This is a genomic window from Nocardioides sp., from assembly GCF_036401255.1.
Lineage (GTDB): Bacteria > Actinomycetota > Actinomycetes > Propionibacteriales > Nocardioidaceae > Nocardioides.
In genome coordinates, this window is the sequence record NZ_DASWVI010000278.1 from 1 (window position 1) to 10328 (window position 10328).

The following is a 10328-nucleotide window of genomic DNA, read 5'->3' on the forward strand; positions in this document are numbered from 1 at the left end:
TGCCAGTACATCCGGTCGTTGCGCTGGGCGTACCCCGCCGACCCGCGCCCCTCCGCCTTGCAGCCGGCATAGCCGGAGCAGAGCGTCCCCGAGGTGTGGCTGGCAGGAGCGAGGAGGCCGTCGACGGAGGGTGCGACCGGCCCCAGGAGGGCCGCTGTCACGCCCAGGGTGACAGCGACCGCTCCCGTGGTGATGGCTCGACGCAGGCAACGCATGGGGCACGAGTCTTCAACGAAAATGTGACTGGTGTGACTGTTTTAGACAAAAGTCAACGAAACACACCGGTGTGACTCATGGGACTTGAGTGAATTCACGCGGTCGCATTGGGCGGTGCCGCCCGACATCGGCCCGATTCTGAGCCGAGGGCCCGGGTCGGCTATCCTCACGGGGTCCCGCTGACGCGGGGCGGAGCGCCCGTAGCTCAACGGATAGAGCATCTGACTACGGATCAGAAGGTTTGGGGTTCGAATCCCTACGGGCGCGCAGAACGGACACGGCGCTTGGTCGGCACCCGGCGCCGGATCAACTCGCCTGATCAGTTCGCCTGACCATCCTTGATGTGGATGGTCCGGTCGCAGGTTGCGGCCAGGTCGGGATCGTGAGTGGCGAGCATGGTGGTCGTGCCGCGGCGCGCCTGCAATTGCTGCGTCTGGACGAGTCCGTGCCGAACCTCCAGTTGAGACCGACGAGGGTCCCAGACCTGGATCCGCGATCGCCTGCGCCCGGGTGCGCGCTGGGGCGGCGCGAGAAGGCCACCGCCTGGCTCGGCGTCGGCGATCGCCGCCCGGACCGCCTCCGCCTCCGCCTTCGGGCCGGCGCCGCCAACGCGTCTCGATGCCGGCCTCGCGATGTCGCTCGCGAAGCGAATACTGCAACCAAAGGGTTGCTATCCGCCCCGCGATATGCAACCGTGTGATTGCAGTCGAGGAGCAGGGGTGATCTTCATGAGTCCGATCATCGGGGCCCGCGCCGGTGCGGGGATCGTGCTGACGGTGCTGTTCACCGGGGCGTTCGCGATGGGCTGCGCGGAGATGCTCGTCATGGGCATCATCGACCTGGTCGCGGCCGACCTGGCGATCTCGATCCCGGCGGCCGGTGTGCTGGTGACCGCCTACGCGCTCGGCGTGGCTCTCGGTGGCCCGGTCCTGGCACTGATCACCGCGCCGATGGATCGTCGCGGCGTACTCGTCGCCACCACCGCACTGTTCGTGCTCCTCAACCTGGTGCCGGTGCTGGTGCCGGACTATCGGCTCCTCGTCGCCACCCGGGTCGGCGTGGGTGCGGCTCAGGGGCTGTTCATCGCGGCCGCACTCACCGCGGCGGCCGGTGTCGTGCCGCCCGAGCGCGCCGGTCGGGCGATGGGGACGGTGATCTCCGGGTTCGCGGCCGCGAGCGCGGTGGGCCTCCCGCTGGGAACGCTGGTGGGCCAGCGCCTGGGGTGGCAGGCATCGTTCCTCGCGATCGCGGGCGTCGGTCTCGCGGTCCTCGTGGCGGCCTACCTCACCCTTCCGGCGGTCCCAGCGGCACGGAGGGTCCGGGCGAGGGACCAGGTCCGGCACGCCCTCGCGCCGCGGGTGCTCGCCGTGCTGGCCCTGTGCTGCCTGGTCTTCGCCGGCGTTCAGTCGGCCCTGACCTACCTGGTGCCCTACCTCGGGGGGATCGCGGAGGTCTCCGGCTCCGCGGTGGCGGCCTTCCTGCTCGCCTTCGGGGTCGCGACCACCGTCGGCTCGGCTGCGGGCGGACGCTTCGCCGATGTCCACGCCGTCCGCACCCTGCTCGTCGGCACGGTCGGCCTGACGGGGTCGCTGTCGCTCCTGTACGTCTTCGGTGCGCACGCAGTGGTCGCCTTCCTCGCCGTGATCGGCATCGGGCTGTTCGCGATGGGGCTCGCGCCGGCGGTGCAGACCCGGGTCATGAGCCTGGCCGGGCCCGGCGGCGCGCTTGCCGCCTCGCTGCCCGCGTCGGCCGCCAGCGGCGGCGACGCCGCCGGTGCCCTCCTCGGCGGTCTCGCCATCGACCGCTGGGGGATCGCCGCAGCTGTCGTCACGGGAACGGTCCTGGCCGCCGCCGCGGTCACCGTGTCCCTGGCCACGCGCCACTTCCACCCTGCCCCGAGCCGGGCGGAGGGCGTCCCGGCGTCCCCGGCCCTGGCCGCCTGACCTGACCAACCCAGAGGAAGGATCCACCCACATGACCACCAACCCGAGGTCCGTCGTCGACCAGGACGCCCTCGCCGTGCGCCGTACGATCCGCATCGCCGCGTCGGTGGACAAGGTGTGGCGGGCCGTGACCGAGCCGGAACGAATCTCCCAGTGGTTCGGGCACATGGTGCTGCCCGGCGATGCCGTGGGCGTGCAGGGCACCATCACCTGGCCCGACGGCCCCGCCATCCCGATCCGGGTCGAGGAGATCGATCCACCGCGGATGGTCTCCTACCGGTGGGCCAACGACGAGACCGACGCCACCGTGAGCGACGACCTCGACGCCAGGCCGTCCACCGTGTTCACCTTCACCCTCGAGCCGGTCGGCGAGGGCACTCAGCTCACGGTGGTCGAGTCCGGTTTCGAGGCCTTGTCCGATCCCGCCACGACGCTGGACGACCATCGTGAAGGCTGGGACGGCGAGCTCGACAAGCTGGTCGTCCTGCTCGAGGCGTCCCGATGACCGACACGCTGGTCGACGTGTGCGCCGCGCTGGGCGACTCGACCCGGTGGAGCATCCTGACCGCCCTCGGGGAGGGCGACGCCTCGGCCTCGTCGCTCGCCACCCGGCTCCCCGTGAGTCGGCAGGCCATCGCCAAGCACCTCGCCGTCCTGGAGAGGGTCGGGCTGGTCGAGCCGGTGCGCGTGGGGCGTGAGCTGCGCTACCGGGTGCTGGGCTCGGAGCTCAGTGCCACCGCACGACGGCTGGACGCCGTCGGCGCCGCCTGGGAGCGCCGACTGGCCGCGATCAAGGAGATCGCGGAGGACATGTAGCCGCCGGCCCAGCCGGACGCGGTCACGTCTCGGCGCGACCGCATCCCACGCCTGGGCCGAGCCGACGAGCTCCTGCGGCACGTCAGCAGCACTCCGCTGCCCGAGACCGGTGCCGGGACACCCGGCGCCCGAGGAGAGATCATGAACCTGGACCCGAACGCCGCCATCCTCGCCCTGGCGCTGACCCGCCACGAGCTCGAGAGCGCCCGGCCGGACGCCCCCGTCGTACCCGACACCCGCATCCGTCCTCCACGCAGCACCGCGATCCGTCTCCGAGCGGCCCGAGCGCTGCACGGGCTGGCACAGCGGATCGAGCCCACCGGGTCGCCGCGGACCTGCCCGTGACTGGTCGTGGGACCGCGCCGCCGCCGCGCAGGGGCACACGTCCGACCTGCTACGTTGCGCGCGGTGGTCCCGGCGCCCCGCGATGCGCCGAGCGATGCCCGGATGGAGGGAAGGCCCATGACCGAGCGCCAGGTGCGCACCGTGATCTTGTCGACCGACGACCTCGACGCGTCGATCGCGTTCTACGAGGCGCTCGGCTTCGCGCTGAAGTTCCGTGACGGCACGCACTACGCGGCGCTCGACGGCGGCTCCATCACCCTGGCCCTGGCCACCGCGATCGACCACCCGCTGCCCGGCTCGACCGTCGTCGGGGTGCGGACCGAGGACGTCGACGGTGCCGCGCAGGCCGTCGAGGCGAGCGGTGGCGCGATCGTCAAAGCGCCGTACGACGACGCGCACGAGCGCCGCGCCGTCGTCTACGACAACAAGGGCAACGGGCTGGTGTTCTACCGGCCGCTGCCGCGCTGACCGGCGGACACCGCGACCGGGCACGTCACTAGGCTGGCGGCGTGCCGGAACGTCGCGTTCCCGTCCTGATCGATCCCGGGGTCACGCCGGATGCCGACCTGATCGCTGCCACGCTGGGAGCCGCCACTCCGGGCTGGGAGCGCCTCCAGGGACTGCTCGGCGACCCCGGCCTCGGCCTCGAGCTGTCGTGGCGGCACTACCGCGACGGCGGCTGGCTCTGTCCGGCGATCCGTCGCGGCAAGAACGTCGCCTGGCTGGCCGTCTGGGACGACTGCGCGACCGTGACCTGCTACTTCGCCGAGCGGCACCGCGCCGCCCTCGCGGCGCTCCCCGTGCCTGAGGCGGTGCGCGCCTCGAGCGCCGACCTGACCGGCCGACTGCTGCCGGTCGTCGTCGAGGTCCGCACCCGCGAGGACGCGGACGCCGCCGCCGAGGTGGTGGCGGCGAGGCTCCGCAGTCGGTGAGCGCGGACTCAGGTCCGCACTCCGCGCGCCGATAGGTCCCGCGTGAGGTGGGCCCGTGCGGCCTGGGCGTAGGGGGTGGCGATGGACCGCAGGGAGGCGTTGCGACGCTCGCTGCGCATCCTCTTGTGGATCGACGGCGAGCCGGACCCCCGCGTGCTGCAGGCTGGATTCACGCTCCTCGTCGTGCTCGACCGGCTGCTGCGGCGCGCTGGCGGGGTGCCGCTGGGCCCCGGCAACTGGCCGCTGCGGGGTGCCACCCTCGCGATCTTGCTGCTGATCGTCATCCTCTGCCTGCCCGAGCGGAAGCGCACGAACCGGGCGATCACCCTGCTCGCCCTGGCCGACCTCGTGGCGGTCGGGGTCAGCTCGCTGAGCCCCGAGGACGGGGGCGTCGGGCTGCTCGTGGTCCTCCCGGCGCTCTGGCTCGGCAGCCAGCACCGGATCCGTGGCGTGTACCTCGCGGTGGCGGCGACGTTCGCGCTGGTCACCGCGCCCGCACTCCTGGCGCACGGCCTCGACGGCGAGGCCCTGTCCCGCCTGATCCCGCTGCCGATCGTGGCCGGGCTCGGCGCCCTCGCGATCTCCGCGAGCCTCGACCTCGCGAGCCGGGCCCGGCAGCGGGCCGAGGAGGGGGAGCGCAGCCTGGCCCGCGCGCTCCGGATGCTGGAGGCCGAGCGCCAGACCTCGCAGGAGGTCTTCGACGCCGTCAACGTCGGGCTGATGCTGATCGACGCCGACGGTGAGCTGGTGGGCATGAACCGCCGGTTCGAGGAGCTCGTCTCCCTGAGCTTCCCCGACCGGAGCCGGCCCTGGCCCGGGGACCTCTTCGCGGCCGACGGCAGGACCCGGCTCCTGCCGGAGGAGGTGCCGAGCGCCCGCGCGGCGCGTGGCGAGGAGTTCGACGACCTGCGCGTCTGGGCCGGGGCGGACCCGCGCACGCGGCGCGCCCTCTCGGTCTCGGCGCGCCGCGCCGAGAACGAAGCCGGCGAGTTCGTGGGTGCGGCACTCGCGAGCGCGGACATCACCGAGCTGATGCGGGCGCTCGAGGTGAAGGCCGAGTTCGTCGCGACGGTGTCGCACGAGCTGCGCACCCCGCTGACCTCCATCGCGGGGTACGTCAGCATCCTGCTCGAGGACGACACCGCGCTGCCCGCGCAGGCGGCCGCCCAGCTGCGCGTCGTCGAGCGCAACACCGTCCGGCTCACGGCGCTGGTCGAGGCACTCCTGCAGGAGGCGCACCACGAGGACGGCCTGCTGCGGCTCAGCCGCACCGAGGTCGACCTCGCCACGATCGCCTGCGCGAGTGTCGAGACGGCGCGCCCGGAGGCCGCAGCGCGCGGCCTCGAGCTCACGCACGAGGTCGGCGGACCGGTCCTGCTGGTCGCCGACGGCGAGCGGATCGGGCAGGTGATCGACAACCTGCTCTCGAACGCCATCAAGTACACGCCCTCCGGAGGGCGGGTGAACGTCGATCTGCGCACCGACGGCGCCTGGGCCGAGCTGCGCGTCGCCGACAACGGGATCGGCATCTCCGCCGCCGAGCGGGCTCGCCTGTTCACGCGCTTCTACCGGACCCGGGCGGCCACCGAGTCGGCGATCCAGGGCGTCGGCCTCGGGCTGAGCATCTCCAAGACGATCGTCGAGAGTCACGGCGGACGGATCGACGTCGCCAGCGAGGTCGGCCGGGGCAGCGAGTTCGTCGTGCGGTTGCCGGTCCTCGCCCGCGGGGCCCGGGCCGCCTGACGGCGTACCACCACCGCGACGAGGGGTGGGCGCCGCGGGCACCCCGCTCTTATCGTGGGGGCATGAAGACGCGGCTGACCTGCCCGTGCGGCACGACGATCACGGGCGCCGATGAGGACGAGCTCGTCGAGCTCACCCAGCAGCACCTCGCGGCCGAGCACCCCGGCATGGAGTACGGCCGCGACGAGATCCTGTTCATCGCCACCTGACGGCGCTCCCGGCCGTCCCGAGCTCAGCCTCGAGGCTCAGGCTGGCGGGGCGGTGCTCTCGCGGACGACCAGCGAGGTCGGGAGGAGTACGTCGGGGGCCGGCTCGCCGGCCATCGTCGCGATGATCGCGTCGACGGCGGCGCGTCCCTTGACGGCGACGTCCTGGCGGACGGTCGTCAGCGTCGGTCGGCTGTAGGACGCCAGCGGGCTGTCGTCGTAGCCGACGATGGAGAGGTCCGCGGGCACCTCGAGCCCCAGCTCCTCGGCGGCCTGCAGGACGCCCGCGGCGAACGCGTCGGAGAAGCACACGACGGCGGTCGGGCGGTCCGGCCGCTCGAGCAGCTCCCGGGCGGCCTCGCGGGCGGCGGTCGTCGGCTGGTAGGGGCAGCTCGCCACGATCGGCTCGATGCCGGCCGCGTCCAGGGCCGCGCGCCAACCGAGCATGCGCTCTCGCGCCGGGAAGTTGTGCGAGAGGTCGCCCTCGGACGTCGAGAGCGTGAGGATGCCGACCGAGCGGTGGCCCAGGTCGACCAGGTGCTGGGCCGCGGCGCGGGCGCCGCTCCGGTCGTCGACGTTGACGCTCGCGACGCCCTCGCGCTTGTTCTGGTCGACCGAGACCTGGGGCAGGCCCCGACGGTCGAGCCAGGCCAGGTCGGTCGAGTCGGGCTCGCAGATGTACACCAGCGCTCCGTCCATCGCCACGTCCCGGGACGGCACGAACCCGGCGCGGGAGCTGGGCGTCAGCAGCGTGAGCGCGAGGCCGTTGTCGGCGAGCGCGTCGGCCACGGAGGCGAAGAACTCCGAGGCGATCGCGTCCTCGAAGGTCTGGCGCAGCCGGTCGTTGAGCAGCAGCCCGACCGAGCCGCTGCGGCCCCGGGCGAGCGCCCGGGCGGCCGGGTCGGGGCCGACGTACCCCAGCTCGTCGGCGGCCGCGAGGATCCGCTCGCGCAGCTCCGCCGAGAGCTGGTCGGGGCGCGAGAACGCGTTCGAGACCGTCATCCGGCTGACGCCGACTCGGTCGGCGATCGACTGCAGGGTCACCTTGGCCATGGCAGACCCAGTATCGCGGGTCGGCCGAGCCGGTGCGCTCACGACGCGGTCAGCTCGGCTGGCAGGCCTTGGCGGGGCGGGGCTCGACCCACCGGGCGACGGTCCGGAGCTCGGCGGCCAGCCCGGCCCGGAGGGTGCGGGCGCGCGCGGCGCGGGGGGCGTGCTCGGCCACGACGGGGGCGTCCGGCCGGGCGCTGTGGAGGTGCTGCTGGGTGAGGCGGGTGGCGAGGTCGCCGGCCATCAGGTCGTTCATCAGGGAATCCTGGGGACGGGAGGTTTCGGTTCTGTACCGATACAGTAGCGCGTCCGGCTTTACCGGTCAAGTGGCCCTGGCTGCGGAGGCTCAGCCGGCGGGGGCCACCGACGGCTCGTGGGTGACCTGGTCCCAGGTGAAGACATAGCTGCCGCCACCGGCCGGGACGCTGAGGGGCAGGTTGCTCCCACCCGCCGCGCCGCCGGCGCCGTAGTTGACGTCCCAGGAGTCGTCGATCGCGACCTTCCACTGGTAGTCGCCGGCCGGCAGCGTGAAGGTGCCGTGCCACTGCCCGTCGGTCTTGTCGAAGGTCAGGTGCGTGGCGGCGCAGTCGGGCTGCCAGTCGCCGGGGCAGCCGAGCTCGGACTGCAGGTCGCCGGCGACGGTCACCGAGTCGACCGCCGGCGCCGGCTCGGCCGTCGTCACCGTCACCGGCGCGCTCGTGCGTTGCACGACGCCCCGCTCGCTCAGGATCGCGCGGTAGCGCACCTGGGTGCCGAGCGGCAGGTGCGAGACGTCGTCGGTCACCGTGTACGCCGGGGCCGAGCTGTCGGTGCCCAGACTCGTCCAGGGCCCGCCGGCGACGCTGCGCTCGAACTCCACCGCCTGCAGTGGCCGCTCGGGGTCGAGCGTCGCCGCCACCGCGACCGGGTCGATGCTGGTGACGGTGCCACCGTCGGCGGGCGCGCTGATCCGGACCTGGGTGCGGGGCACCCGGGTCGTGCGCACGCCCGTGCCGCGCCGGTGGTCGGCGGTGTCGAGGACCGCGGCGCGGTACTGCACCCGCCGGCCGGGGGACAGCGCGGTGACGTCGTCGAAGACCCGGTACGGCCTGGAGTCGTCCACGCCGATCGTGCGCCAGCGGCCGTGGCTGCCCACCCGCCGCTGGAAGGTCACCTCGGCGAACGCGGACCCGGAGACCCGGGCGCTCACGTGCATCCGGCCCCAGGAGACCGGTGACGGCGCCGGGCGCCGGAGCGTGATCCGCGGGGCCCGTTGCGGGTGGGGGATCCGGCTGGTGGAGACGTAGACGGCACTTGCGAGCCCGCGCATCCGCATCTCCAGCGTGCCGTCGGCCCGGGTCCGCGGGGTGTAGGGCCCCCCGTATCCGTAGACCCTGGTGAAGGCGCCGGAGTGCAGGTACGTCGGGATCGTCGCGCTGGCGGTCTCCTCGCTGTTGTTCAGCACGACCAGGTACTCCACGTCGCGGTGCCGGTCGAACCGGGAGAACGCGAAGATCCCCGGTCCGTCCGAGGCGAAGCGGACCTGCTGCGCGCCGTCACTCAGACCGGGGCGCGGGGCCGTGACGTCGGCGAGGGTGCTGATCATCTCGTACGTCTCGGAGTCGGTGACGAAGTTGTCGTCGGCGCCCGTGCGGTCGCTGCCGATCTGGGCGTCGTCCTGGTACTCCGGCACCTGGCTCGCGAACATCGACTGCCGAGCGAGCTGATCGCCGCCGTCGCCGGTGAAGCCCTGCTCGTCGCCGTAGTAGACCACCGGGTTGCCCCGCGAGAGGTACATCAGCTCGTGCGCGAGCCGATCGCGGCGCAGCAGCTCGAGGTCGTCGGCCCCGGGGTTGTCGGCCTTCAGGAAGTGCCCGATGCGGCCCATGTCGTGGTTGCCCAGGAACGTCGGCAGCTCGTAGGCGTTGGAGTCGGCGTCGGTGTACCAGTCGTCGTTGGCGAAGAACCGGGCCAGCGCCTGGTTGTTCCCGCTGCGCGAGGCGAAGGTGCGCGCGGCGTCCTGGAACGGGAAGTCCAACACGGCCTGCATCTTGTCGGCGGTCGTGTAGTGCGAGGTGAACGCCTTGGCGGCGGCGTCGCTGCCGTCGAGGGCGACCTCCCCGAACATGAAGAAGCCGGGGTTGCCGTCGGCCGCGGCGATCCGCTCCATCGCGGGGCCGAACCGCTGCCAGAAGGCGTCGTCGACGTGCTTCATCGTGTCGATGCGGAAGCCGTCGATGTCGAAGTCCTCGACCCAGGTGCGGTAGATGTCGATCATCCCGTCCACGACCTGGGGCTTCTCGGTGAACAGGTCGTCGAGGCCGAAGAAGTCGCCGTACTGGCTGTCCTCGCCGGTGAACGTCGTGTTGCCGCGGTTGTGGTAGTTCGTGACGTCGTTGAGCCAGGCCGGCACCTTGAGGTCCTGCTCGTCCGGGTCGAGCTCAGGCGTGTAGGGGAACGACGTGGCCGGGGCGAGGGCGGGGAAGCTCGAGGTGCCGGCGAAGTCCCGGTCGTCGAACGGGTTGCCCGCGGCGTCGCGGTAGGGCTCGGCGTCCTTGGAGACGTACGCCGTGCGGTCGCCCTCGTCGTAGCCGATCACGTCGGCGGTGTGGTTGGTGATGATGTCGAAGTAGACCTTCATGCCGCGGTCGTGGGCGTCGTCGACCAGGGCGGCGAGGTCCGCGTTGGTGCCCAGGTGCGGGTCGACGGTCGTGAAGTCGGTGATCCAGTAGCCGTGGTAGCCCGCCGACGGCCCGTCCTCGACCTGCACCGGCTTGTTCTTGAAGATCGGGGTCAGCCAGATGGCGTCCGTGCCGAGGCCTTGGATGTAGTCCAGGTGCGAGCGCAGGCCCTCGAGATCGCCGCCGTTGTAGAAGCCCTTGGACGTGGGGTCGAAGCCGGTGGTGAGTCGGTCGCCGGTCAACCCGCCCTCATCGTTGCTGGGGTCGCCGTTGGCGAACCGGTCGCCCATCACGAAGTAGAAGTCCTGCCCGGTCACCCCCGGCCGCGGCGCGTGTCGGGCGTAGCCGGCCGGATGCCGGTCGGCGGCGTGCCGGCCGGGGCTCTCGCCGGCCGCGGCACCGGGCGCGGCGCCGGCC

11 protein-coding genes and 1 tRNA gene are annotated in these 10328 nt (G+C 72.6%); 9 read left to right on the forward strand and 3 right to left on the reverse strand.

Annotated elements, in window-relative coordinates; translation table 11 throughout:
• The first annotated feature begins 410 nt into the window (after positions 1 to 410).
• From VGD85_RS13110 to VGD85_RS13150, 9 genes are all read left to right on the forward strand, one after another.
• Positions 411 to 483, forward strand: a tRNA-Arg gene (locus VGD85_RS13110).
• A gap of 461 nt (positions 484 to 944) precedes the next feature.
• The gene (locus VGD85_RS13115) at positions 945 to 2159 is read left to right on the forward strand and encodes an MFS transporter (protein ID WP_331063894.1); all 1215 of its coding nucleotides are present in this window, start codon (positions 945 to 947) and stop codon (positions 2157 to 2159) included.
• Between the two features lie 31 nt (positions 2160 to 2190).
• Positions 2191 to 2664 carry an SRPBCC family protein gene (locus tag VGD85_RS13120; RefSeq protein WP_331063885.1) on the forward strand — a complete coding sequence of 158 codons (474 nt, stop codon included), beginning with the start codon at positions 2191 to 2193 and terminating at the stop codon, positions 2662 to 2664.
• A complete protein-coding gene (locus tag VGD85_RS13125; RefSeq protein WP_331063886.1) occupies positions 2661 to 2975 on the forward strand; it encodes a metalloregulator ArsR/SmtB family transcription factor in 315 nt (104 codons plus the stop codon). Before VGD85_RS13120 ends, VGD85_RS13125 begins: the two co-directional genes overlap by 4 nt.
• 141 nt (positions 2976 to 3116) lie before the next feature.
• Positions 3117 to 3320, forward strand: a complete 204-nt coding sequence (locus VGD85_RS13130; protein ID WP_331063887.1) for a hypothetical protein — start codon at positions 3117 to 3119, stop codon at positions 3318 to 3320.
• Positions 3321 to 3437: 117 nt separating this feature from the next.
• On the forward strand, positions 3438 to 3788 hold the full coding sequence (locus tag VGD85_RS13135) for a VOC family protein (RefSeq protein WP_331063888.1): 351 nt from the start codon (positions 3438 to 3440) through the stop codon (positions 3786 to 3788).
• Between the two features lie 41 nt (positions 3789 to 3829).
• Entirely contained in the window at positions 3830 to 4252 is a 423-nt protein-coding gene (locus VGD85_RS13140; protein ID WP_331063889.1) for a DUF3788 family protein, read from the forward strand.
• 81 nt (positions 4253 to 4333) lie between these two features.
• Positions 4334 to 5995 (forward strand): sensor histidine kinase, encoded by a 1662-nt coding sequence (locus VGD85_RS13145; RefSeq protein ID WP_331063890.1) that lies wholly within the window; start codon positions 4334 to 4336, stop codon positions 5993 to 5995.
• A 62-nt stretch (positions 5996 to 6057) separates the two neighbouring features.
• Positions 6058 to 6204 (forward strand): DUF1059 domain-containing protein, encoded by a 147-nt coding sequence (locus VGD85_RS13150; protein WP_011753691.1) that lies wholly within the window; start codon positions 6058 to 6060, stop codon positions 6202 to 6204.
• 36 nt (positions 6205 to 6240) lie between these two features.
• On the opposite strand, the gene VGD85_RS13155 is transcribed toward VGD85_RS13150, so the two are convergent.
• From VGD85_RS13155 to VGD85_RS13165, 3 genes are all read right to left on the reverse strand, one after another.
• Entirely contained in the window at positions 6241 to 7254 is a 1014-nt protein-coding gene (locus tag VGD85_RS13155; RefSeq protein WP_331063891.1) for a LacI family DNA-binding transcriptional regulator, read from the reverse strand.
• 49 nt (positions 7255 to 7303) lie between these two features.
• A complete protein-coding gene (locus tag VGD85_RS13160) occupies positions 7304 to 7507 on the reverse strand; it encodes a hypothetical protein (protein ID WP_331063892.1) in 204 nt (67 codons plus the stop codon).
• Between the two features lie 90 nt (positions 7508 to 7597).
• Positions 7598 to 10328 (reverse strand): alpha-amylase family glycosyl hydrolase (locus VGD85_RS13165; RefSeq protein WP_331063893.1); only part of this gene is annotated, 2731 nt, incomplete at its 5' end.

What these genes read in the sequence shown, in the direction of transcription:
- VGD85_RS13115 (WP_331063894.1), top strand. Translation starts at nt 945, where the DNA reads ATGAGTCCGATCATCGGGGCCCGCGCCGGTGCGGGGATCGTGCTGACG.
- VGD85_RS13120 (WP_331063885.1), top strand. Translation starts at nt 2,191, where the DNA reads ATGACCACCAACCCGAGGTCCGTCGTCGACCAGGACGCCCTCGCCGTG.
- VGD85_RS13125 (WP_331063886.1), top strand. Translation starts at nt 2,661, where the DNA reads ATGACCGACACGCTGGTCGACGTGTGCGCCGCGCTGGGCGACTCGACC.
- VGD85_RS13130 (WP_331063887.1), top strand. Translation starts at nt 3,117, where the DNA reads ATGAACCTGGACCCGAACGCCGCCATCCTCGCCCTGGCGCTGACCCGC.
- VGD85_RS13135 (WP_331063888.1), top strand. Translation starts at nt 3,438, where the DNA reads ATGACCGAGCGCCAGGTGCGCACCGTGATCTTGTCGACCGACGACCTC.
- VGD85_RS13145 (WP_331063890.1), top strand. Translation starts at nt 4,334, where the DNA reads ATGGACCGCAGGGAGGCGTTGCGACGCTCGCTGCGCATCCTCTTGTGG.
- VGD85_RS13150 (WP_011753691.1), top strand. Translation starts at nt 6,058, where the DNA reads ATGAAGACGCGGCTGACCTGCCCGTGCGGCACGACGATCACGGGCGCC.
- VGD85_RS13155 (WP_331063891.1), bottom strand. Translation starts at nt 7,254, where the DNA reads ATGGCCAAGGTGACCCTGCAGTCGATCGCCGACCGAGTCGGCGTCAGC.
- VGD85_RS13160 (WP_331063892.1), bottom strand. Translation starts at nt 7,507, where the DNA reads ATGAACGACCTGATGGCCGGCGACCTCGCCACCCGCCTCACCCAGCAG.